The sequence below is a fragment of the Kitasatospora sp. NPDC024654 genome, from assembly GCF_055559155.1.
Map to the genome: position 1 here is coordinate 18,630 of NZ_JBVHLF010000065.1, position 24,436 is coordinate 43,065.

Below are 24,436 nucleotides of genomic sequence, written 5' to 3' on the forward strand. Positions count from 1 at the left end.
GGTGGTCGGGCGCGTCGGTGACTGGCGGATCCCGATGGGCCCCTACACCCCGCCGCAGCTGGCGGTCGCTGCGGTCGGCTCCTTTGTCCTGATCAAGACCGCCAGCCTGTGGTGGTCGACGTTGGGGCCGGTGCCAGTCGTCGTGTGGGCGGTGGGGATCTGGGCCGCGCGGCACACGCGGATCGGCGGGCGCAGCCCGCTTCCGTTCCTGCTGGACGCGCTCTCCTTGGCGGCCTCGCCCCGACGGGGTGTCATCGGCGGCCGCCCGGTGCGGGAGATGCGTCCCATCCGGCTGGTCGGCAGCTTCGGGATCGAGGACCCGGCGTGGGAGGAGCAGAGCACGGCCGCGCCCACCCTCTCGCCCGACTCCGGGCCGGCTGGGCCGGTCACGACGCCGGTGGCTCGCCCCATGTCCCGTCCGGCTTCGACCTCGGGACCGGTTGATCGGCCCCGCAGCAGGCGGCCTGGAGGCGGTACCGGCCCCGACTCGCGGCGCCCCGGGCCGGTCGGGCCCGCGCGCGCACCGGCCCTGACTCCCCTGCAGAAGATGCTCGCCGCGGCCGCCGCGGCGCCACCCAATTCGACAGCACACCAGATGGAGGAGGACCACCAATGAGGGTGGCGATCAGGCACATCCACGGCCACCTGCTGTGGTCCACGTCGGGCACGGTCTGGGCGATCTGGCGGATCACGCCGGTCGGCAGCCGCTACGCCTCCGCCCTGGAGCGCCAGGACATGCACGCCCGGGTCACGTCCCTGATCCGCTCCCTCAGCGGCTCGGCCCGCCTCTACTCGCTATGCGCGCAGATCGAGGCCGGCGAGATCGCCCAGCGGACCATCGAGGGCATCGACCTGGAGCGCAACCGCGGCACCGCCGAGATGGCGCGCGCTACCTGGGACAGGCTGGACCAGGCTGAGATGCACCGCCGGACCCTGTGGCTGGCGATCCCGCTCAAGGCCCCGGGCCGCTCCGCCCAGCTCGCCGCTACCCGTGGCAGCGTCTCCGCGCTGTTCGGGGAGCAGGCCGGCCTGCCGGTCCCACCGGTACCAGCGCACGAGGTGCAGGCCTACCGCGGTGTGGCGGAGCAGCTGGCGGCCGGCTTCGGCGGCGGTCTGAAGATGCGCCCGGCGAGGCCGAGCGAGATCGTGTGGATGCACCAGCACGCCGTACACCGGGGCGTGATCGAGCCGCTGCTCGCGGACGCGGAATCCGGTCGGTCTCGTGGCGGCCGGCTGGTGGGGGCGTGGCTGCGCAGTCCCAGTTACGCGAGCCTGGGTCAGGTCCGGCTGCTGGAGGGCGGCATCGCCGCTGGCCCGGATGCCGACCAGCGGCCGCGCGGGTTCTTCCGACGGTGGCTCTCGGGCCGCCTGGATGGGACGGCGCTGTCGCGGCTGTGGCTGCAGGTGGAGACCGAGGACGCCACCGGCTACCAGGCGCACCTGGCGTTGGAGGAGATTCCGGAGGCGGTGCTCGAGTCCAGCGCGGACATCCTGGCGAGGTTGGAGCAGTTCCCGTACCCGGTGGACGCGGTGGTGGACCTGACGATCGTGGAGTCGGAGGAGGCCAGGCGCAAGATCGCTAAGGCGAAAGCCGAACTGGCAGACCAGGTCGACCAGTGGTCCGCGCACCCGACCGGCGCGCCGGACTCCATCTACCGCTCCGCCCAGACTCTCGGCGAGCAGGAGGCCAAGCTCAGCAGTACCAGCGTGGAGCGGGAGGTGCAGTCCCGCACCGTGCTCACCGTGTGGGGACCGACCGCCGCGACGTGCGATGCGCGCGCGAGGGACTTTCGGGCGAAGCTCACCGGCGCCAGCTACGGGGTGATCCGGCCGCGCGGCGGCCAGCACCGGCTCTTCGCGCTCGGTCTGCCCGGCGCTGCCCCTGCCTGGCGTGCTCGCGAGTGCACCCAGTACCAGCTGTCCGAGGACTGGGCTCTGAGCGGGCCGCTGACGAGCGGTGAGATCGGAGACGAGACCGGCCCGGTGATCGGCCGCAGCCTGGACGTCGGCACGATGCGCCCGGTCCTTCTCGACCTCGCCGCCTGCACCCAGCGTGACTTGGCCGCCTCGCTCGCGGTGCTCGGCGATCTCGGATCTGGTAAGTCCGTCCTCCTCAAGCTGTTGAGCAGCTTTCTGCTCGATCGCGGCCATCGGGCGCTGGTGATCGACCGCACCCCGCGCCGGGAGTACGCCTCCTTCGCGCGCAGTGCCGCACCCGGTCGCCACCAGATCATCGACGCGGCCCGCGCGGAGGTGAGCATCGATCCGCTGCGGGTTCTGCCGCGTGCCGAGGGCGAGGGCGCGGCCCTGTCCTACCTCACCCTGCAGCTGTGCCTGGAGCCGATGTCGGCTCAGGGGGCGGCTCTGTCGGCGGCAGTGAAGGCCGCCGCCAGTGCCCGCTCGCCGCACATGGGTCTGGTCCTGGAGGAACTGGTCGCCATCGCGGAGGAGGGCGGCAACCGTGGTGAGGCCGCCGCAGACGTGCTGAGCCTGCTTCGCTCGGTGGCCGACCGGCCGCTGGCGGCGATGGTGTTCGACCCTGCCCTGCCTGCCCTGTCTCTGGAGGACCTCAGCGCGGGCCTCGTCGTTTTCACGACCAACGGATTGAAGTTGCCTCCGAAGGAGGCGCTCGCCCGGCCCGAGGTTCTGCGCTCCCAGCCTCTGGAGGCGCTGATCGGACGCGCGGTCTTGTATCTGGTCGCCGCGATCTGCCGGCACGTCGCGTTCACCGACGACACACGCTTCGTGTCGGTCGTCATGGACGAGTGCTACTGGCTCACCTCCTCAACCGAGGGCCACGCCCTGGTCAAGGAGATCGCGCACGACGGGCGAAAGCACGACGCGGGGATGATGCTGGGCGGTCACGATGCGCCCGACCTGGGTGATGAGACGATCCAGGGTCTGATCACCGTCCGGCTGTTGGCCCGCTCGGGCGATGAGGCGATGGCCAAGCGGGGTTTGTCCTTTCTGGGCCTGCCCGCTGACGACGAAACGCTCGTCCAGCTGGTCACCACCGGCCTGTCCCCGGCCGGAGACAGCCGACGGGCCGGCGAGATGCTGCTGCGCGACGCGGCCGGGCGCATCGGTCGGATCCGCGTCATCGTCCCGGATGTCCCCCGGCTGACCGACAACATCTTCACCACCCCGGGCGAGCACGAGACGACGCCCACCTCCGCCACTGCCGTCGAGGCCACGGCGGCGCCCGCCGCCGGCACGCGTAGCCGGAGCCCTCTCATGGAGAAGGCGGGCCGGCGGTGAACACGGTGATCACGCGCGCTCGCCACCTCGCCGCCGTGGCCGGTGACCGCCTGGGGACGGCGTGGCGGTGGGTCCAGGTCTACTGGCCGGGACGGCGGACCGTCCTGCTCACGATCGGCATGGTCTACCTGTTTGTGCTGGCCGGTGCCTCGGTGGCCTCAGCTGACGACGGCGGTGGCGGTGAGCAGGGTGGCATCCTCGCCCCGTTGAACATGACCTCCAGCGAGGGCGTGCCGCTGGACACCTACGACTTGCAGTCGGACCCCGGTGGGACCACCGACATCCGCAGCCACGTGTGCAGCCTGCTGATCGGCGGAGGCTTCGCTCTGATTCGGCTGCTGGTCGGCTTGATGTGCTGGACCCTCAACTGGATCTTTAAGTTTCCGATCGTGTCGCTGCTCGTCGACACCGCACAGAAGATCTGTTACCAGTACTTCAACGTCGCGGCCAACGAACTCGGCCTCTATCCGATCTTCCTCGCGAGCGCCTTCGCCTTCGGGCTGATCCTCGTCATGCGCGGCAAGATGGCGCGCGGTGCCGGCGAGATCCTCCTGACGCTGCTGCTGGCCACGACGGTCGCCGCGCCTTGGCTCTCCCCCAAGGCGATCCTCGGCCCGAACGGCCCCATCGAGCAGACGCAGTCCGCGGCCCATGAAGTCGCCCAGATGACGAGCACCGTCAACGGCCAGGACCCCAACTGCACCGACCCCAAGGACAAAGACGACGTCAGCTGTCCCATGCGCATGATCCTCACCAAGACGTTGGTGGTGGAGCCCTTCGAGCTGTTGCAGTACGGGCAGATCCCCGCCCAGGGCAGCTGGCTCGCCGACGTCAACTACCGCTACGTCCACGGCCAGATCCAGGGCAAGACCGCCGCCCAGCAGGGATGCCCCACCTGGCTGCCGGGCGGCGGGGACGACGACGCCCTCTGCCACAAGACATCGTCCTGGGACGCGCTGAAGTCGGAACTCCAGAATCACGGCAAAGAGGGGCAGGCCGTCTACGACTACGCCGTCAACTCCGACTGGGACAAGGTGGCCGGCATCGTCCTCGTGCTCATCGCGGTGCTGATGATCGCCGCGGTCGTCATGTCGATGGCACTCGTCCAGGTGGGCTCGGAGTTCGCCGACGTCACGGCCAGCGCCTTCTCAGCGGCCGCCATGGTCTGGGCCATGCTGCCCGGCGCCAACCGCGGCGCACTGTGGAAATGGCTTGGTGTCTACCTGACCAGCATCTGCACCGAGTTCGCGATCTGCGCCCTCATCCCGATGTTCGGCTTGGCCGCCGACGGCGTCCTGGACAGCCCGCAGAGCACCGTGATGATCGAGCGCCTCATGCTGCTCGACGGGCTCTCCCTGCTCACTCTCGTCTTCCACAAGCGGATCTTCTCGGCCGCCGGCCGCGTCGGGGACCGCTTCGCCAACCGCATGCGCTTCGCGCGCATCGGCGGATCCGGCGGTATGGGGGACGACTCCCGCCTCGGCCTGGCCATGTCCAACGCCCTGGGCAGCAGCCAGGCGGCCGGATACGCCGGCGGCACCGGACTCGGCGGGGGCTTGGCCGGCGGCTTCGGGATCGGCCTGTTCGGCGCCGACTCCCCCGCCCACGCCGCGCTGCTGCGCCACGCCCGGATCCGCGAGGGCATCGCAGCGCTCGCCGATCCGGCATTGGGGCCGATGAACGCCGGCGCGATGGCCGCCGGGGCGTTCGGTGAGGTCCGGCGCGGCTGGGCGGCCCTCAGCCTGCCCGTGCACGCCGCGCACCAGCTGGTCGTCGGCAACCCGCTCTCACCCGAGGAGTTGGCCAAGCGCCGCAAGCCCGTCGGGGGTGGCGGCCCGCTCGTCGTGGACGGTGCGACCGGCGAGATCCTGCACGACCCGATGTCCGAGGTCACCCCGATCGGCCACCGCGTCCACAACCAGCTCCTCAACACCCGCCTCGGCCGCCTCGCGATCCGCGGGGGCCAGGTTGCCCGGCTCACCTGGGACGTCTCCCCCGCGGGACTGCCCGCCACCTGGACCCGCGCCCGGCGCGGCACCAGCCACGCCTGGGATTCCACCCGCGCGCAGGTGGACCACTACTGGAACGGCGAGCGCAAGGCCTACGGCGCCGACTGGGTCGCCGGGGCGCGGGATCTGAGCACGCCACTGCGGGTTCCGTACACCGCGGTGCGCGAGCACGGGCCCGAGGTGGTCGACGCGGTGCGTGAGAAGGGCGAGGCGCTGGTGCGGGAGGCGCGTTTTGCCTACGCCGAGACCGCGGGCGGGTTCGCCGACACCGCCGATCTGGGCCCGGCTTCCCCCCGGGTGGAGAGTGCCGCGCACAGCTCGGTGTGGGATCACGCGGCCGATCGCGGCCCGGAGTACCCGTTCTTCCCGGTCGGAGAAGGTCCGGCGGTCGACCCGGTCGATGCGCCGTTCTCCTCCGCGCCTGTGGATGTGTCCCCCACCGACCTGGCATCGACCCTCGGCCCCGGCGCCCTCGCCCCTGCTGCGGGCACGCCCGGCGGGGAGCCGACTGCGGCTGTCGAGCGGTTCGAGGTGCCGGGCGAGCCGGGCCTGGTCATCAACCCGATCACCGGTGAAGTCCTGGCCGAGCTCGGCGACGATACGCCGGACGATCTGCGGCGGCGCGTCAGCGACGCCGCCCTGCGCGGCCCCGGCGGCAACTCCCTCGAAGCACAGCGCTTCCGCCACACGGTCGGCCACAGCACGCCCGACACGGAGGAGACCGCCGCCCCCGCCCCGCGCCCCGCCATGGCCCTGGACTGGTCCAAGTTCGCGGAGGGCGACGGTGAGGAGGAATGAAGCCGTTCAAGAAGCTCCGGCGGCTGGGCTGCCTCGGCCTGCTCCTCTTCGCCCTGCTGCTCGGACTGCCGACTTTGGTCGCGATCGACATGTTCGGCACACCGGATCAGAGCGCTGCCGCGCCGACCGCGGTCGCCACGGGGATCCCCCCGCGGATGATGGCCGCCTACGTACGCGCCACCGCCGCGATCCCCCAGATGGTGCCCACCTGCAAGGGCCTGACCTGGGCGGTACTCGCGGGGATAGCGCAGGTGGAGTCCAACCAGGCCGCCGGCCACATCATCAGTGACGAGGGCCTGATCACCCCGCCGATCCTCGGCCCGGCCCTGGACGGATCCGGCGTGGGCGGCAACACCACGGCCGTCTACACCGCAACCGGCGGCTACGACCGGGCGGTGGGCCCCTTCCAGTTCCTCCTGAGCACATTCGCCCAGTACGCGGCCCGGGTCCGACCCGGCGGTGGAGCCGACCCCAACAACGTCGACGACGCCGCCCTAGCCGCCGCACTGTTCCTGTGCGGAAACGGTCGCGACCTCACCGACCACACCCAACTGTCCGCCGCGATCTACCAGTACAACGCCAGCCAGGCCTATGTGGAGGAGGTCGAGTCGTGGATCACCCAGTTCACCCAGCTCGCCACCACCGCACCCGCCGGACCCACCGGTGACGTCTCCGCGCAGGTCCAGACCGTCATCCAGGCCGCCCGCAGCCAACTCGGCGTCCCCTACTCCTGGGGCGGCGGCTCACCCAGCGGCCCGACGACCGGTCAGTGCTGCTCAGAGGGCGGGCAGGACGGCCGCAAAGTCGTCGGATTCGACTGCTCCGGACTCATGTTGTATGCGTTCGCGCAGGTCGGCATCCACTTGCCGCGCCTGGCCTCCGAGCAGGCCGAAGTCGGCCAGCGGATCCCCGCCTCCGCCGGCATCAACGCCCTGCAGCCCGGCGACATGGTCTTCTTCGGCCCCTCCCCCACCGACGACGCCGCGATCTACCACGTCGGCCTCTACCTGGGATCAGGGCAGATGATCGCCGCCCCGCAGCCCGGCGAGAACGTCAAGGTCGAGGCGGTCTGGTCCTACGACTACGCGGGCGGCGCCCGCGTCCTCCACTGAAAGAGAATCGCCACAAACTATGACAAATAACTCTGCCTCGTGGCCTGCTCTTGGCGCGGCCGCCCTACTCGTCACCGGACTCGCCCTGCTCCTGCCCGCCCCTGGAACACAGACCTCGCACACCGCAGCCGCGGGCCCGGCCACGGCCGGCACACTGTCGACGGCCCAGCCACGGCCCACCGTCACCACCCCTTCCTCCCTGGCATCCACACCGAAGAAGCTCCCGACCCGCGCCACCGTCTCGGCGTCGCCTCCGAGCACAGCAAGCCCCCCGGCATCCCCCATCCCCATGCCATCCGGCGTCCCAGCCGCCGGAGACGGCCCGGCCGGCGACAAGGCCCTCCAGACCCTCTTCACCCAGGAACACCCCAGCGACCTGCCCCCGCCCGAGGCCGCACAACTGACCACCCTTGCCAGCCAGGTATGGCTGGCCGAGACCACCGGCGCCGGACGAGACCGATGGCCCGGCTACTTCCCCACCACCACCGGCGCGGCCCCACTACGCCCCTACACCCAGGTCCGCATCCAGGCCACCACCGCCCACACCGCCAACGGCGACCCCAACCAGGTGGACGTCGACCTGCTGTGGGCCGGCACCGACCCGAGCGGCGATCCAGGAGACCACCGGCCCGCCACCATCCACCTCACCCGCACCACCACCGGCTGGGAGCCCACACGATGACCACCCCCCACCACAACGACAGCCCGGCGCTGGCAGCCTTCCACACCGCGCTCGCCACCCTGGCCTGGTTCCGCGACGCGGCCGCCTGGTGCGGCGACCACGCCACCCTGCTGTTCGCCTGCGCGCTGCCACCGGCCATCGCCGCCCACATCCTCCACCAGATCCTGACCCGCAGGGCACTCGCCCTGCGCACGCGGTACGTCCTCACCCCCAGCCGGCGCTTCGACCCCTCGGAGGAGGACATCCTGCGCCAGACCGCGCTGCTGATGCGCGCCGCCGGAAAAGGCCCGTGGTGGGCGCCCCGGGCGACCAAGCGCGTGCGGGTGAGGCTGCGGGCGGACGGCAGCTGCCCGCTGGAGTACTCGATCGAAGCCCCCAAAGCAGCCTCCACCCTGCTGACGGACAGTCGCTTCCAGGACGTCGCCGTCACCGAAGCGCTCCCCGCCGACGACCCGGTGGCCGCCCAGGCCGACCAGGACCGGCGCGACAAGAAGGACAAGGAGCTGCAGAAGAGACTCAAAGCCGAGGCCAAGCAGCGCAAGGCCGAGGCCAAGGCCGCCAAGGCGAAGGGCCAGGGCGACGACGCGAAGAAGCCGGAGCCCGACGGCCGGCTGCACGCCGTACGGGCGGAGTTCGTCCTGCGCGGACTCCCCTCCGCCCAACTGCGCGAGGTACCACTGACCCCCGACCCACTCCAACCGCTGATCGACGCCGTCGCCGACCTGCAGGCCGACCTCGGCGAACTCGCCGAGGTGGTCCTCGACATCCAGTCCATTCCCACCTGGCAGCTCAAGCTGCGCCGCTGGCACCTCATGCACGAGGCCCGCGAGCAGAACCGCACCGCGGCCCGCACCTCCGCCCGGCACGCGGCCGCCGACGCAGCCGATGTACAGGACTCCCTGCGCTACCAGATCACGAGCCTGCTCGACCCGTCCGCCACGGCACCAACCCAGCTCCTGCCCACCCCGCGGCCGCGCGCCGTCGACCCCGCCGAGGCCCTGGGCCGCCTACACGCCAACACCGGCCTAGTCCGCATCCAACTGCTCGTCCGCTGCGCCTCCCAGTTGGAGGGGCGGGCCCGCCAACTGCTGGAGAGGGTCAGCGCCGCGCTGGACGTGTTCGGCGAGGACAGCCGACTCGGAGCCGATGCCGGCCGGTTCCTGAAGTGGACTTGGGGCGCCGACAGCTTCCACCGCCGCGCCTCGTTCGACCGCCGATGGGGCACCGGCCAGGTCGCGCCCCGCGCCCAGAACTGGCTGCACGTCCGTGAGTTGGCGGGGCTGCTCAAGCCACCGACCGTGCACGCCGTCCTGCCGGTACTCGCCTCCGAGCTGCCGACATACGTCCCGGGCGAGGCGCTGGTCCCGCACGGCTACCTGGTCAGCGCCGACGGGCGCAGCCGCCTGATCGCCACCGCAGAGGCGGAGTTCCTCTTCAGCGTGGCGGTCGGCAAGGCCAACTACGGCAAAACGGAGAAGGCACTGGTTCGGGCCCTGGCTCTGGCGCTGGCGGGGTTCGGGGTGCTGTTCATCGACCCGCACGGCGACAGCTGGCGCAAGGCAGCCCCTTACCTCGCTCACCCGGACCTGGCCCACCGTGTCCAGCGGATCGACCTGGCCGGCGCGGAAGCCCCCGAGGCGGTGCTGCCCTGCTGGAACATGCTGTCGATGGAGGGCGGCAAGAGCGCGAACCGGGTGGTATCCGCCGCCGTGGACGCCCTCGCCACCGCGCTGAGCTGGACCGACGCCGGGGCACCCCGGGCGATCACCATCTTGACAAAAGCGATTGAGGCGCTGGTCGCCCACAACGAACGCGCCGTCGCCGCCGAGCGACCGCAGGCCCAAGCGACGCTCCACCAGATCCGCACCCTGCTCACGGACAAGGTGTGGCGGGACTCGCTCCTCAAGCACCTGACCGAGGAGCAGCGCAAGTGGTGGTCCACCACGTTCGCGGGCTACCAGGTCGCCGAGGTGCTGGGGCCGGTGCTCAACCCGCTCGACCGGCTGGCGGCCAACGACACCACCAGGGCGTTCCTCGGCAGCCCGCAGGGCATGTACGACATCCGAGACGCCATGGACAACGGACGGATCGTCTGGTTGTGCCTGGAAGGCACCGGGCCCTCCGACCGCCTCCTCGTCTCAATGATCACGCAAGACCTCCTGCGCGCCGGCCTGTCGCGCCGCGAGCTCGACGAGGACGCCCGCCGCTCGTTCCACGTCTTCGGGGACGAGCTGATCAGCCTGGATCCGGCGGCCGGCCCCACGATGGCCGCCATCACCGAGCAGTTGAGGAAATTCGGGGGAAGGCTGCACGTCATGGCGCAGTTGCTCAACCGCGTGAGCACGACCACGAGGGAGTCGCTCCTGCAGAACAGCAGCGTGGTGAGCACCACCGCGGGGTCGATGGCAGCGGTGCGGGCCGTGGCGGATGAGTGGCACGGGGCCGTCGCACCAGCGCGGATCGCCGAGCTACCGCGCTTCCACCACTACGTTCAGGTCACCGCGGACGGCAACCGAATCGGCCCGCTGCTGGTGAAGGGCCCCCAGGTCACCGAGGTCTTCGAGAAGTACCGCAGCGAGAACAGGGTGCCGGGCATGGTCAAGGCCGCAGACACACGGATGGGTTCGCGGGACCTGGCGACGCTGCTGGTAGAGGCGAGCGGGCAGGACCAAGTAGTCCTGGAATTCACCTCGCCCGAGCCGTCTGACTCGGGCGAAGGCCAGGAACAGGCCGACGACTCGCAGGGCTCGGTCCAGGATACCCAGGACAGCGCCACACCGGTGATCCTCACCAAGGACGCCAAGGGTCAGGACGGCTCGCCAGCCGCTGGCGACGCCGTGCCCATGGACTCGGTGGCGAACGGTGGAGAGCTGACCAAGAGCCGAGTGGGGCGGCCGCGGCGGAGGTGAGTGCGCCTCGCAACACTCCGAACAGTCGGGACTGCGCCCTGTCCGATAGTCGTCACGACGGCCCGAGTGGTGGGTCCGGCTCGAGTCGCGGACCTGCGCCGGTTCGAGCCACGTCGAGGTCACGGTGGACGTTGCAAGCTGGGCCCGCTGAAGGTGAAGGGCAGCAGGCCGCACCCTCTTCGTGGAGTACTGGAGCCGCAACCAGGTTGGGAGGATGGCGGATCGGGCGATGCAGGCCCGGTTGCTGGAACAACTGCTGGCCACGGCCGTCGGCCAGGGCGCCGTGGTTCGTGACTTCCTGAGGACCACCGGGGCCACCCAACCCTGTTGTTGATTGCGGTCGTTACCCCAAGGAGTAGTCGAGGCACCTGAACATCATGTGACCTAACCCATAGTCACATCAGGTGAATCTGACGATCCGTTATATACAAGCACGTCCGTTATATCCGTACTTTCCTCGCATTGCGTAGCGCCCTAGATACTAAGCGGTAGGCAAATGGCTGAATACGTCGTAGTGTGACCACCTGCTACCTCTGTGACACAGACTCACTGGCGGGTTTTGGCTGCATGCCCGATTGATCTGCCCACCGGTCCCCTACCGGGCACCAGGACTTTGTGACGGACCGTGAGCCCGCCCAGTTAGACAACCGAAAACGGCGGCGTGCCGAGAGTGGCTCACACAACGGCACTTCCAGCCAGCCTCGAACCACAGCAGGGTCAGCCGGACCCGACACCACATGGGGGGATCAATCCGTGGCACACAGCGAAACACGCACCTCGGCCAGCATGCGGGCCCTCACGCTGGCATCCGCAGCCCTGATCGCCACCGGCGCACTGGCAGGCTGCGGCTCGAACTCGAAGAAGCCCGCTGCCCTCCCCGCCTCGCCCGCCTCGACTTCTCCCTCCGCCTCACCGTCCCCGTCGGACAATCCGACCACAGCCGCGACTACGCAGATCCTGGCGGCCTACCAGGGGATGTGGGCGGATGAGGTCAAAGCGTTCAACGCAGGGCAACTCACTGCGGACGTGAGCAAGGACCTGGAGAGCTACGCAGGAGACAAGGCCTTGGCGAACATCCGGGTAACGGCCATGTACTACCAGAACAGCAGCGTCGTACTACGCGGACAGCCGACACTCTCACCGCAGGTGACCGCGATCGACCTCACCAGCATCCCCCCTCAGGCCACCATTAGGGACTGCGTCGACAGCTCCAACTTCCTGCCTGTCGACAAGAACACCGGGCAGCCAGCACCGGTAACCGACACCAACCATCGGCACGTCGAGAACTCCACAGCGCGCGTATTCAACGGCCACTGGTTGATCATGGACGCCACGATCAATCAGGGACAGACATGCTGACCCCACAGCCAGCCGGGAGAGCTCTCGTCGGAGGCCTCCTCACCATGGCCACTCTGTGGCTGCTGCCCTCGGGGATCGCGCTCGCGGACGGCGGCGTGAACTGCCCGCCTCTCTCGACGGACTGCCTAGTCCACGCAGGAGGCGGCGGACAGACTGGTGGCAGCTCCACCACCACGTCGAGCAGCGGCAACGGGAGCAGTGACTCCGGCGCAGGCAGCGCCACGTGTTCCCATGGCGGTCAACAGATCCCCTGCTTCCGGGGGGATGCTGGCTGGTTCAACCCCTCCGACCAGTGCTACTGGGAGTTGATCACCCCGCAACCTGCCGACACGGATCCGGCATGGACGTACGCCACGGGAGCGCCGGCTGTTCACAAGCCCGGCGACGGTCAGCTCTACAACGTGAGTTGCCCTTTCCCCGGTCAGGAATTGGTCGGCGGGGTGACCTTCAGTGCCACTCCCCCTCCGGGGTTCGGCGGCGCGGTCGACCCTGCCACGCTCGCGCAGCAGATGGTCACGCAGATGGGACTACAAGGCGCAGCCATCGGGACCGCTCCCAAGGCGGGCGGCACCAGTCTGGTTGGCCTGCCGGTGTGGCTGTGGGACAACGTCTCGCCGACCACCTGGGGGCCGACTTCGGCCAGCGCGTCCGCACCGGGCGTGGCAGTGACCGCGACCGCTCACGTGGACCGGATCATCTGGTCGACGGGCGATGGCGCGTCGGTGACGTGCACCGGTCCGGGTGTGCCCTATGACCCGTCCTATGGCACCCAGGCCCCGGCGTGCGGCCACACCTACTCCCAGCCGGGCCAGTACGGGATCACCGCGACGAGCAAGTGGGTCGTGACCTGGACGGCGACCACGGGCCAGGGCGGTCAGATCCTCGTAGACCGCACGGCGAATGCCACGGTGGCGATCGCCGAGGCCCAGGCCCTCAACACCACGCAGTGACGCGGCCGTTAACGCCCGCTAACTGCCCATTCACGCTCACCTGTACCTGAAGGAAGCACGCCTGATGGCACTCATCACCAAGCCGCGCCCGGCTCCGGCCGGGGACAGCGGTCCCCTTCCGATCACCGAGGCATCCGGCCCACGGCGCAGTCGCCGCCCGGCTTTGGTGGCGATCGGTGTAGCACTGGCCTGCGTCGGCGGGCTAGGCGCGGCCTATGCCGTGCAGGCGGCCGGTGACCGAACGGAGGTGATCGCGGTCGCGCATGACATCCAGCCCGGGCAGGTCATCACGTCGGCGGATCTGCGGCCGGCGTACATGGTGGCGGATCCGGCGCTTCAGCCGGTCCCGGTCAGCCGCGCGCACGACGTGCTGGGCAAGACGGCATCCGGATTCCTGCCGGCTGGCAGCCTGGTGACGGAGGCCTCAGTGCGGGCGGGCCAGTCGCTGACGTCGGGCACGGACACGGTGGGCGTGCTGGCCAAGCCCGGGCAGCTGCCGGCGGAAACGCCGCAGCCTGGCAACGCGGTGACGGTGGTGGAGACCCCGGGTCAGGGGGACCAGTCCGCCGCCTCGCAGCCGTCGACGATCTCGGCGGTGGTGATCGACGTCTCGGCGCCGGATGCCAACGGGGCACGGGTGGTCGACCTGGCCGTCTCACCGGTGGACAGCCCGGCCCTGGAGTCGTGGACCGCGATGGGCCGCGCCGGCATCGTGCTGAAGGCGGGCAGCTGATGCTCATCGCTCTGACGTCGGCCAAGTCGGCCGGGGTGACCTGCTCGGCCATCGCGCTGGCACTGGCGGCGCCCAAGCGCACGCTGCTGGCGGAGTGCGATCCGGCCGGCGGCACGATCCGCAACGGCTGGCTGCAGGGGCGTGCCACCGCGGCGATCGGTCTGCACCGCCTGGCCACCGCCAGCCGCAGCGGGACCCTGCACACCGACTTCGAGCAGCACCTGGTGCGCCTCGATGAGGCCGGGGACCGGCTGCTGCTGCCCGGGCTGACCGATCCGGCCCAGGCGTCCACGCTCTCCGGCACCTGGGAGCCCCTGCACGTGCTGCTGCGGGTGATGGAGCAGGAGGGTTACGACGTCATCGTGGACGCGGGTCGGCTGCAGGTCGAGTCCTCCCGGCGACTGTCCGACCACTCCTCTCCCGCCGTGCTGGTGCGCCGCGCCGACCTGGTGCTGGTGGTGGTGCGGGCGAGCGCGGATTCGGTCGGGGCGACGGCCCCGGTACTCAAGACGCTGCGCGAGGATCTGGACCACAACGGGACCGGGTCCGGTGCGGTTGGGCTGCTGGTGGTCGAGGACGGACCGTACAGGGCGGGTGAGGTCAGCACGGCCCTGGGCACGCCGCTGGTGGGGGCGCTGCCCGATGACGTCGATACGGCCCGGGTGTTGCGCTCGGGTGGATCGGTGCGCGGTCGGCTTGCGCTGACGGCGTTGATGCGCGCCGCCCGATCCGCACACGAGGAGATCACGGTCGCTGCGACCCGGCGCCGCATCCAGCTGACGCCGCGGCCCGGCGGCTCGCCCGCCTCGGAGGTGACGCATGTCTGACACTCTCTTCACCCCGCTTGAGGCTGCGGAAGGCCGTGCCGGCTCACTCGCGCAGCGCTTCCAGGACGCCCTGCGAGCCGACAACGTCAGGGCCGGGACGGTTGGTGCGATCCCTGCGGCGCGGGTGGCGGCTTCCGCCGGGTCGGCGACGGCTGCCTCCGTCCCGCTCACGTTCGGCGATTTCGCGGGTGTGGTGCCCGTTCCGTACCAGGAGATCCTCGACCTGCGCCAGCGGGTAGCCGAGCAGCTGGCCGCGGCCTCGGCGGAGACGCCGGGGATGACCCAGGACGATCGGATGCAGCGGGGCCGGAGTCTGACGAATGCGGTGGTGGCCGACTGGGCGACGGCGTATGCGGCCGCGACGACCCGCCGGCTGAGCCAGGCGGACGAGCAAGCCGTCAAGGTGGCGGTGTTTCAGGAGATTTTCCAGGCAGGCCGGCTCCAGCCGCATCTGAACGATCCCAATGCCGAGAACATCCTGATCTCCGGCAGCACGGTGCGGGTCGACTACCGGGACCGGCCCTCGCGGCAGGTTCCGCCGGTCGCCGAGTCGGACAGCGACCTGATCGAGCTGATCAACCAGCTGGTCCGCACCCAGGGTCAGGGCGAGCGTGCGCTGACCCCGGCGACGCCCATGCTGAACACACGCCTGGCGGACGGCTCGCGTCTGGCCGCCACCGCCTTCGTGACGCCACAGCCGGAGGTGGTGATCCGCCGTCACCGGACCCGCCTGCAGGGCCTGGCGGACCTGAAGCGGTGGGGGACGATCGACTCCACGCTGGCCCAGTTCTTGCGCGCGGCGGTGCTGGCGCGCAAAAACATCGTGATCGCCGGCTCGCAGGGTGTGGGCAAGACCTCGTTGATGCGGGCGATGGCCCGGGAGATTCCCAGCTCGGAGCGGGTGGGGACGCTGGAGGGCGAGTACGAGCTGTGGCTGCACGAGGACCCCGAGGGGCCCACGGTGGTGGCCATGGAGGGCCGGGAGGGCAATGGCGAACGGGGCCCGGACGGCCGGGCGGCCGGCGAGATCACCCTCACCGACCTGTTCACCCAGGCCCTTCGCATGTCGCTGCGCCGGGTGATCGTCGGTGAGGTCCGCGGCCGCGAGGTGCTGCCGATGCTGCACGCCATGAATGAAGGCGAAGGCGGCAGCATGTGCACGCTGCACGCCCGCTCGGCGGAGATGGCGATCGAGCGTCTGGTCATGCTGGCCATGCAGGATCCGGGAACTCAGATGACCGACTCGCTGGCGTACCGGCTGATCGCGAACGCGATCGACGTCATCGTGTACGTACGCCTCGTGGACGAGACCGCCATCGGCGGGGCGCGGCATCGATTCGTCTCCCAGGTCGTGGAGATCACCGGAGTTGGTGAAGGCGGGCGGCCGAGCCGTCAGACGATCTTCGGGCCGCGTGAGGACGAGTCGGGTCGGCGTGAGCCGCGCGCGGTGCCGCTGATGTCCCCGGCCTTCCTGCCCGATCTGGAGCGGGTCGGCTTCGACCGGCGCCTGCTGCAGCAGCCGTGGGGCGCGTGGGAGCAGCCGCTGGAGGCGGTGACCCGACTGTGAACCTCTCTCCTCAGGCGCTGGTCGCCGCGATCGCCGGCGCGGCCGCGGTGGTGGGCGTGCTGCTGGTCGTGGCCGGCCTGATGCCGACCCCCGTCGCGCCCGCGCGTCCGCAAAGCGGTCTGGAGCGTCGGCTTCGGGCGGCGGCCGGCCGGGACGGCACCGGGCCGCTGAGTGTGTGGGCCGATCAGCGCCTGCTGGTCGGTGCCGCAGGCGTCGCCATCCTGGCGGTGTGGTTGTTCACGGGCTGGCTCCTGGGCGGCTTGTTGACCGGGCTCGCGGTGCTGGGCATGCCGTGGATACTGCAGCCCGGCCGCGGCGCCAAGAGCCAGATCCAGCGCCTGCAAGCCCTGGAGGAGTGGGTGCGGCGCCTGTCCGACATCCACACCGCCGGGATCTCTCTGGAGCAGGCCGTGGCGAGCAGCGTGCGCAGCGCGCCGGCTTTGATCGCCCCGTATGTGGGCCGTCTCGCGTCGCGTTTGGCCTCCGGCTGGCGTGCTCCTGAGGCGTACCGGGCGTTCGCCGACGAGCTCAATGACGCCTCCGCGGACAGTGTCGCCACCTTGCTGATCATGCACGTGCAGGACCGGGGCTCCGGCCTGAGTTCGGCGCTCGGGAAGCTGGCCGACCATCTGGCAGAAGAGGTGCGGATGCGCGGGAGCGTCGAAGCCGACCGGGAGAAGCCTCGTACCAACATGCGCTGGGTCTCGCTGTTTTGCCTGGTCGTGTTCGGGTTGTCGATGGTGTCCGGCTCGTACGTGCAGCCATACAGCACGTTCACCGGGCAGGTGATCCTGTGCCTGCTCGCTACCGGTTTCGTCCTGGTGATGGTGTGGATGCGGCGCATGGCGCTGGCCAAGCCGGCCCCGCGGTTCCTCGCCCCGGCTGGTAGCTCCACCCAGGCGTCAAAGGAGATGTCGTCGTGATTCTTTCCGCACCCGCCATCGCCTGCGGTGCGCTGCTGGGAGTCGGGGTGGCCGTGGCCGCCGCCGGGCTGGTGCGCTCGCGCCCGGACCTGGGTGACCTGCTGCGGCGCACGGATGCGAGCCGGTTGGAGAACCTGCAGCCTCGTGCGATCCGCGGGAGCGAATCGTTCCTGGACCGGGCCGGGGCGCGGCTTCTGGAGACCCTGGGCGAGGGAGTGCTGCGGGTTCCGCGCCAGGAGCTGGAGTTGCTGGGCCGCACGCCCGCGCAGCATGTCGGCCGGAAGATCGGGTTCGCGCTGATCGGGCTGCTGATGCCCGCAGTGACGGTGACGATGGTGGCGGCTGCCGGAGCGTCGATGCCGTTCTCAGTCCCGGCGCTGATCGGCGTCACGCTCGCCGTGGTGGCCTCGTTCCTTCCCGATATCCAGGTCCGCGACGACGCGGCCGCGGCCCGGCGGGAGTTCAGGTACGCGATCGCCTCCTACCTCGAACTGGTCTGCCTGGAGCGGGCGGCGGACGCCGGCCCGTCCGAAGCGCTGCGCAAGCCCACCGAGATCGGCGACGGCTGGGTCCTCTCCCGACTGCGGGACGCGCTCACCCGGGCCGAACTGGCCGGCATCCCGCCCTGGGAGGGCCTGCGGCAGCTCTCCGCCGAGCTCGGCGTTCCCGAACTCGGCGCGCCCGCCGACATCATGGCGACCGCCGGCGAGGAAGGCGCGGCCGTCTACAACACCCTGCAGGCGCAGGCGCGCAGCCTGCGCGGGGTGCTGCTGACGGACTCCCAGACCGAGGCGAATGCCGCCTCCGAAAAGATGATCGTCCCGGTGACGGTGTTGGTGATCATCATGTCGCTGTACATCGGCTACCCCGCCATCGCGCGGATCATCGCCTCCTGAATTCCCCTCTACCGAAAGGGCATAGTGATGCTCAACGACCCCCTGTTGCAGTACCTCCAGCTGCGTATTCGGCTCGGCCTGGCCCGTGTCAGCGACCCGGAGACCCGGGACCGCGGTGGCCTGTCGATCGAGATGGCCCTGATCGTCGGCCTGCTCGTGGCGCTGGCCGCCGGCCTGGTGATCGTCCTGAAGGCCAAGCTGAGCGAGAAGGAGGGCCAGATCGGCTGACGCCGATCCCACCCTCTTTTACGTCCATGACGCCTTTCCATCGCATCCAGGAGGAAGCAGCCATGCACTCGTGCCGCCGTCGGCTCTTCCCCGGCCTGCGCGAGGCCGCCTCCAGGGACAGCGGCGCGCTGTCCCTGGAGCTGGCGGTCCTCTTCCCGATCGTCATGCTGGTGATCTTCACAACCATCCAGGTCGGCCTCTGGTACCACGCGAGGGACGTCGCCCTGTCCGCCGCCCAGCGCGGAGTGGAAACCGCACGCGTCCAGGGCGCCACCCTGGGCCAGGGCACCGCCGTGGCCCATGACTTCATCGCCCGGGCCGGCTCCAGCATCACCCGCAGCAGCATCAGCGGCAGCGACGGCAACACCGTGCGGATCGAGGTCTCCGGCCAGGTCTCCACCTGGATCCCGGGGCTGAGCCTGCCGATCGACCAGCACGCCAGTGCCGCCCGCGAGCGCCTGACAGGAGCCCCCTGATGCCCCAACGCCCGGCCCTCCGCTCGACCCTGGCCCGGCTCCGCACCGACCGGGGCAGCCTGAGCCTGGAGACCGCGATCCTCTTCCCCGTGCTCCTGCTCTTCCTGCTCCTGGTCATCGCGGCCGGCCGGCTCCACCTCGCCGAGAACACCACCGACGACGCCGCCCGCAACGCCGCGCGCGCCGCGTCCTTGGAGCGCGACGGCATCGCCGCTCAGAACCAGGGCAACCAGACCGCCCAGCAGACCCTGACGGACCAGGGCCTCAAGTGCGCCTCGCTGTCGGTCACCGTCCCCACCGGCGGGTTCGCCGCCGCGATCGGCACCCCCTCCAGCGTGACCGTCACCGTCAGCTGCACGGTCTCCCTATCTGACCTGACCATCCCCGGCATGCCCGGCAGCAAGACCGTCACCAGCCACTTCACCAGCCCGATCGACCCCTACCGAGGAAGGGCCTCCGCGTGACCGGCCGCCTGTCCCGCCTACGCGCCCGCCTCCACCGCGACGACCGGGGCAGCATCTCCCTGTTCGTCGCCGTCGCCATCATCGCGATCATCCTCGTCCTGGGCCTGGTCGTGGACGGCGCCGGCAAACTCCGCGCCCTCAACAACGCCCAGTCCACCGCCCAGGAAGCAGCCCGCTCCGGCGCCGACGCCGTCAACGCGGGACAGGCCATCGCCGGCAACGGAGTCGTGATCGACCGCAACGCCGCCCAACGCGCCGCCACCGCCTACCTCACCCAGGCCGGCGTGAGCGGCACAGTCAGCTGGGACAGCACCGGCGACATCGTCGTCGACACCACCGAGACCTACCGTCCGCTGATCCTCGCCGGCAGCGGCACCGTCACCGGGCACGCCAGCGCCAAGCTCTACGTCCAGGGAGGCTGACCCCTCACATGCCCCGCCGAACCGCCTCCCGCCTGGCCGCCGTGCTGCGCGGCCTCGTGTCCCTCACCCTGCTGATCGCGCTACTGGCCGGCATCCCATTCCTGCTCTGGCGCACCGGCGTTCTCCCCCACCAGGTCCCCACCTGGCACGACGTCATCGCCGCACTCACCGCCCCGGACAACGGATCCATGTTCCTGGGCGCCATCACCCTCCTCGGCTGGGGCGCCTGGCTGTCCTTCCTGGCCTCCGTCCTCGTGGAAGCCGCAGCGATGCTGCGCCACCGCCAGGCCCCCAAGCTCCGGGCCCTCGGTACCACACAACGCCTGGCCGCCACCCTGCTCACCGGCGCCGTCCTCCTTCTCCCCACCAGCGGCGCGTTCGCGGACGCCCCCACCGCAAGCGCAGTGACCGCGACCGCCCCTGCCACCGTCCATCAGGGCACGACCACAACCAGCAGCAGCCCGACGGCGGCCGCGTCGCCCGCCGGGCAGCAGGCCTGGACCGGACCGGTTCACCAGGTCGTCCACGGCGACACCCTGTGGGACCTCGCCCAGCGCTACCTCGGCGACGGCACCCGCTGGCGCGACATCGCCCACCTCAACGACGGCGTCCGCCAAGCCGACGGCACCGTCCTGAGCGGCAACCTCCTCGATCTGCAGCCCGGCTGGACCCTGCGCCTGCCCGCTGACGCCACCAAGGCCGCCGCTGCCCAGGCCTCCAGCGCCGGTAGTGCGGCCGGCGGGGCGCGCGTCGTCACCGTGCAGCCCGGTGACACCCTCTCCAAGATCGCGCAGAAGCAACTCGGGAATGCCGACGACTACCCGGCACTCCTTCAGGCCACCAAGGATGTCGTGCAGCCCGACGGCAACCACATCACCGACCCGGACGCCATCCTCCCCGGCCAGAAGATCGTGATCCCGGGCACGGCTACAACCGGCGCGCCGGTAGCCACTCCCCCAACCAGCAGCCAGGCGACGCCGACCGCCCCCGCTGCGGTCGCTCCCGCTCCGGTGCCGTCAACCGCAGCCTCGGCGGCACCCTCCACCACGGTGAGCACACCAACGCAGACGGCCACCGCTGCACCAGCGGCGCCAACCAGCAGCGCATCAGCCACTCCCCAGCAGCCTCGCGAGAGCGCTGCACCCGCCGTTCCCCAGCAGAGCGCAGCGGCCAGCCAGACGCCCGACGGTCCGCAGGTACCGGCCTCGGCCGACCTGTCCGCCCAGGCCCCAGCAGTCCATTCAAGCGACTCCCAGAGCCCGGTCTCCACACAGACCGTCGCCGGGATCGGCGCGATCCTCGGCGCAGCGCTGCTGGCCGTCATCGCCTGGCGCCGCCGCGAGCAGCAGAACACCCGCCAGGTGGGCGAGACGATCGCCATGCCCGAGGAGACGACTCAGGCCGAGCAGGTCCTGGACCGCACCGCCTCCCCCGCCTCCGTCGAGCTGCTGGACCGGGCGCTGCGGACCCTGGCTCACCAGCACCCGGATGCCCTGCCGACCGTGCGCGGGGCGAAGGTGACCGCTGACCGCGTCGAGATCCTGGTCGACGACCCAGGTGCCGAGGCGCTGTCGCCCTTCACCGCCCAGCCAGGCGGCTGGTGGGGCGTGCGAGCCGACCGCGCCACGCTGCTGACCGCTGACCAGGCTCGTGAGGTTCATGCCCCTTACCCAGGGCTGGCGACGATCGGTGCGGCCGAAGACGGCACCCTCATGCTGGCCAACCTCCCGTACACGGGCGTGCTGCTCCTGGAGGGCGACGAGCAGCAGGTGCGCGAGGTCGCCCGCGGCATCGCGATGGAGGCGGGCACCTCCGCCTGGGCGGACCATGTCGAGGTGTTGACGGCCGGTTTCGGACTGGAGCTTCAGCAGCTGCTTCCCGACTGCCGCGTGATGTTCACTGCGGGCTTGGAGAGCGCGACCGCTGACCTGGCCAGGGTCCTGATCGAGGCCCACCAGGCCGAGAAGGAGGGCGGCGAGGAACCGCTGCCCTGGCTGGTGGTCTGCGCGACGATTCCCTCCGCCGAGGAGCTCTATGCCTTCGCTGACCTGATGGGCAAGGCGCGTGGATGCCAGATCGCCGCCGTGCTGCCGGCCGCCGGCGCCCGCGACATCTTCCCCGACGCCGAGGTGCTGGACGCCGCATCCACCGAGCCGCAGCGCTTGGAGCTGCTGGACGCGGAAGTCACCCTGCAGCGGGTGACCGACGAGGCCTACCGGCAGCTGACCGCCACGATGACGATCGCCGTCCAGCCCGCGAATCCGGCCGAGGGCGCCTGGAAGCACGCGCCGGACCCAGAAGCGCGCCGCTTCGGGCCCGGAGTCGTCACCACGGCCACAGCAGGCCGGGCCCACCTGTCGCTGGCGGCCGCACCCGAGGAGACCGAGAGCGACAGCAGCGTCTCGCCGGAGGGGGAAGCCCTCTCGGACGAGACCACCCTCAGCATCGGCACCGGGCCCACCCCCGAGGAGACAGTGCCTACCGTGCCCGGCGAGCCGGGCACCGGCACCACAGCCGCTGCCAACCCCGCAGCGGGCCTCGCGAAGCGCGCGCGTGTGAGCATCGTGCGCGAGGACCAGCCGCAGCCGGCACCGGGCAAGACCGCGCCCCAAGTCCAGGTCCTCGGCCCGGTGCGAATCACCGGGATCGGCCCGGCACCGCTCGCTCCGAATCTCGCCAACCTGGCTGCGGTGCTGGTTTTCACCAACTACCGGGACTACGGCACGCTCGCCAACCGCATCGACTCCGCGCAGCCGTGGAGCGAGAAGTCGATGGCCCAGCAGATGTCCCGGCTCCGTGCCCGCCTGGGCCTGGACAGCAACGGCAAGCCGTACCTGCCCGTCAAGCCGAAGGGTGTCGAGCAGTACAGCCTCTCGACGGAGGTCACCTGCGACTGGCGCGACTTTGAGTATCTGACCGAGCGAGGTCTGCCCCACGGGCCTGGCGGGATCCTGGACCTGGAGGCCGCTCTCGCTCTGGTCCGAGGTCGTCCCTTCGGCGGGGCCGGCGCGCACGGCTGGGCGGCTGGCCAGGTACAGACCATGGTGAGCCGGATCGTCGACACCGCCCACACCGTGGCGGTGCTGCGCAGCAGGGACGAGATCCTGGACATCGACGCGGCTCGTGAGGCGATCCGGCTCGGTCTCGACGTCGAGCCAACCGCGCAGACTCTCTACCGAGCCTGGATGCGCATCGAGGACCGCGCCAAGAACACCTCCGGCGTGCGCACCGTCATCGATCAGGTCAACCAGATGTCCCTGGACTGGAAGCACCCGCTGCTCGACTCCACCGAGGAGCTCATCCGCACAATGACTACCGGCCGAGGCGCCATCAAGGGACTCTGACTCAGCCTGGGCAAGGCCCGGCCGCAACGCACCATCCGCGGCCGGCCCTTGCGCATCCTCGCCCACCAGTCCCGCCCGGAGAGCATCCTGTTCCCCGCCACCATCCCCATCTCCGCTTCCTCCGGTGCCACCATCGTCCGGCCGCTCGCCGTCGCACAGAACCCCTCCCCACAGCCAGCCCGGGCCACCTGTTCCTCGTCGGCCGGCTTCCTGCACCAGGCTCGTCTGGCGTCGCCGCTGCTCTGCATACCGCCCGACAGCCGGGCCCCATCCCCCTTCCTCCTCCTTGCTCCACGACTGTACGGAGATCCCCGTGCTCCACTCCCCCGTCGCCGACGTCGCCGGTGCCGCAGCCGGACTCATCGCCGGCACGCTCGTGGTCCGTCCGGCGGTCTTCGCCTTCACCGTCCCTAAGGGTGCCCGGGCCTCGTGCCCGCACTGCGGAAGCCGCATCCTGGGGGCCGGGCTTCGGCCCTATCTCGACCTGGTGCTGCACCGACGCTGCCGGGCCTGCGCCCACCGGGCGGCCATCGCCACGCAACCGCCCGGAGCCGATCAGTCCCCCACCGACCGTCCAGACCGCATCGGCCTCACCGTCCACCTGCAGGGCCTGGCCGACGAGCACTACCAAGATGCCCTCGACATCCTCACCCTCGCCGCCAGCGAAGCCGACGCCCCCCGCCCCGGCCTGGATCACGCAGGCCGCGCAGGACAGCACGGACGACGCACCGGTGCCGACCACGCCCGCCCGGGACGAGGAGGGACCGAAACCGAGGAGGGGGCGAGGAGGAGGACGGCCTGCCCGCCGAGTACGCCGAGCTCGAACACGAGGCCCTCGCCGACGACGGGGCAGCGCCCACCGACTCGGAGCAGGCCGGGCAGGAACCGCTCGACGAAGGGACTGCCGGCGGGGCCGGCACCCCGGCGTCCGCCGCGGGCCCTTCCCTCGCGGACGTCCTCGCCGAGACGGACACCCCCACCGGCGCACCGCAGCCCGCCGTCGTATCCGCCGCCAGGCCCGCGATCCCGGCCCCGACGGCCACGCGGCCCCCCCAGCCCCCTAGTACTACAGGGATAGATCTCGATTGGCGGGTGCGGCAGGATGTTCTGCTGTGAGTGCGCGAGGGCAGGTCGACGATGAGGTGACGGCGGAGGATCTTGAGATCCTGGACGCCGAGTTCGAGGCAGTGTGCGCCCGGATCGAGCCGTTGTTCTACCGGCCGGAGTCGCGGGCGCACGCGCGGGCGTACCTGCGTGGGCTGCTGGCACCGCTGGAGAAGAAGAACGGCTGGACCATCGCGGAGTACACGGGGGCGCCAGAACCCAAGCGGATGCAGCGGTTCTTGAACCTGACCCCGTGGGACGCGGACCGGCTGCGCGATGCGCTGCTGGTGTTCGCGATGGAGCGTTTCGCTGACGAGCGGGCGGTGCTGATCGCGGACCCGACCGGGTTCGCGAAGAAGGGCCGCAAGTCTGCCG

At 70.7% G+C, this 24,436-nt stretch carries 19 protein-coding genes; all 19 read left to right on the top strand.

Going from position 1 to position 24,436, the window contains the following annotated elements; all coding sequences use genetic code 11:
* The first annotated feature begins 1 nt into the window (after window position 1).
* Complete coding sequence (locus ACZ38L_RS29040) at window positions 2-616, top strand: hypothetical protein (RefSeq protein ID WP_465698735.1); 615 nt, start codon at window positions 2-4, stop codon at window positions 614-616.
* Entirely contained in the window at window positions 613-3,258 is a 2,646-nt protein-coding gene (locus ACZ38L_RS29045; protein WP_465698737.1) for an ATP-binding protein, read from the top strand. The genes ACZ38L_RS29040 and ACZ38L_RS29045 overlap by 4 nt, the downstream gene beginning before the upstream one ends.
* Entirely contained in the window at window positions 3,255-6,065 is a 2,811-nt protein-coding gene (locus tag ACZ38L_RS29050; RefSeq protein ID WP_465698739.1) for a hypothetical protein, read from the top strand. Before ACZ38L_RS29045 ends, ACZ38L_RS29050 begins: the two co-directional genes overlap by 4 nt.
* Window positions 6,062-7,177, top strand: a complete 1,116-nt coding sequence (locus ACZ38L_RS29055; RefSeq protein WP_465698741.1) for a C40 family peptidase — start codon at window positions 6,062-6,064, stop codon at window positions 7,175-7,177. The genes ACZ38L_RS29050 and ACZ38L_RS29055 overlap by 4 nt, the downstream gene beginning before the upstream one ends.
* A 289-nt stretch (window positions 7,178-7,466) precedes the next feature.
* Window positions 7,467-7,859 (top strand): hypothetical protein, encoded by a 393-nt coding sequence (locus ACZ38L_RS29060; RefSeq protein ID WP_465698744.1) that lies wholly within the window; start codon window positions 7,467-7,469, stop codon window positions 7,857-7,859.
* A complete protein-coding gene (locus ACZ38L_RS29065; RefSeq protein WP_465698746.1) occupies window positions 7,856-10,768 on the top strand; it encodes an ATP/GTP-binding protein in 2,913 nt (970 codons plus the stop codon). Before ACZ38L_RS29060 ends, ACZ38L_RS29065 begins: the two co-directional genes overlap by 4 nt.
* A gap of 753 nt (window positions 10,769-11,521) precedes the next feature.
* Window positions 11,522-12,127 (top strand): hypothetical protein, encoded by a 606-nt coding sequence (locus ACZ38L_RS29070; protein WP_465698748.1) that lies wholly within the window; start codon window positions 11,522-11,524, stop codon window positions 12,125-12,127.
* A 44-nt stretch (window positions 12,128-12,171) separates the two neighbouring features.
* Complete coding sequence (locus ACZ38L_RS29075) at window positions 12,172-13,077, top strand: ATP/GTP-binding protein (protein ID WP_465698750.1); 906 nt, start codon at window positions 12,172-12,174, stop codon at window positions 13,075-13,077.
* Window positions 13,078-13,324: 247 nt separating this feature from the next.
* Complete coding sequence (locus ACZ38L_RS29080) at window positions 13,325-13,810, top strand: SAF domain-containing protein (RefSeq protein WP_465698752.1); 486 nt, start codon at window positions 13,325-13,327, stop codon at window positions 13,808-13,810.
* Entirely contained in the window at window positions 13,810-14,637 is an 828-nt protein-coding gene (locus tag ACZ38L_RS29085; protein WP_465698754.1) for a hypothetical protein, read from the top strand. Before ACZ38L_RS29080 ends, ACZ38L_RS29085 begins: the two co-directional genes overlap by 1 nt.
* Before the next feature lie 328 nt (window positions 14,638-14,965).
* The gene (locus ACZ38L_RS29090; RefSeq protein ID WP_465698756.1) at window positions 14,966-16,204 is read left to right on the top strand and encodes a CpaF family protein; all 1,239 of its coding nucleotides are present in this window, start codon (window positions 14,966-14,968) and stop codon (window positions 16,202-16,204) included.
* Window positions 16,201-17,127 (top strand): type II secretion system F family protein, encoded by a 927-nt coding sequence (locus tag ACZ38L_RS29095; RefSeq protein ID WP_465698758.1) that lies wholly within the window; start codon window positions 16,201-16,203, stop codon window positions 17,125-17,127. The genes ACZ38L_RS29090 and ACZ38L_RS29095 overlap by 4 nt, the downstream gene beginning before the upstream one ends.
* The gene (locus ACZ38L_RS29100) at window positions 17,124-18,023 is read left to right on the top strand and encodes a type II secretion system F family protein (protein WP_465698760.1); all 900 of its coding nucleotides are present in this window, start codon (window positions 17,124-17,126) and stop codon (window positions 18,021-18,023) included. Before ACZ38L_RS29095 ends, ACZ38L_RS29100 begins: the two co-directional genes overlap by 4 nt.
* 27 nt (window positions 18,024-18,050) lie before the next feature.
* On the top strand, window positions 18,051-18,251 hold the full coding sequence (locus ACZ38L_RS29105; RefSeq protein WP_465698762.1) for a hypothetical protein: 201 nt from the start codon (window positions 18,051-18,053) through the stop codon (window positions 18,249-18,251).
* A gap of 62 nt (window positions 18,252-18,313) precedes the next feature.
* The gene (locus ACZ38L_RS29110; protein WP_465698764.1) at window positions 18,314-18,727 is read left to right on the top strand and encodes a TadE/TadG family type IV pilus assembly protein; all 414 of its coding nucleotides are present in this window, start codon (window positions 18,314-18,316) and stop codon (window positions 18,725-18,727) included.
* Window positions 18,727-19,191: a TadE/TadG family type IV pilus assembly protein gene (locus ACZ38L_RS29115; RefSeq protein ID WP_465698766.1), complete on the top strand. Its 465-nt coding sequence runs from the start codon at window positions 18,727-18,729 to the stop codon at window positions 19,189-19,191. Before ACZ38L_RS29110 ends, ACZ38L_RS29115 begins: the two co-directional genes overlap by 1 nt.
* Window positions 19,188-19,613 (top strand): TadE/TadG family type IV pilus assembly protein, encoded by a 426-nt coding sequence (locus tag ACZ38L_RS29120; RefSeq protein ID WP_465698768.1) that lies wholly within the window; start codon window positions 19,188-19,190, stop codon window positions 19,611-19,613. The genes ACZ38L_RS29115 and ACZ38L_RS29120 overlap by 4 nt, the downstream gene beginning before the upstream one ends.
* 8 nt (window positions 19,614-19,621) lie before the next feature.
* Window positions 19,622-22,957 carry a LysM peptidoglycan-binding domain-containing protein gene (locus ACZ38L_RS29125; protein WP_465698770.1) on the top strand — a complete coding sequence of 1,112 codons (3,336 nt, stop codon included), beginning with the start codon at window positions 19,622-19,624 and terminating at the stop codon, window positions 22,955-22,957.
* Window positions 22,958-24,099: 1,142 nt separating this feature from the next.
* On the top strand, window positions 24,100-24,436 hold a 337-nt coding region (locus ACZ38L_RS29130; protein ID WP_465698772.1), incomplete at its 3' end, for a transposase.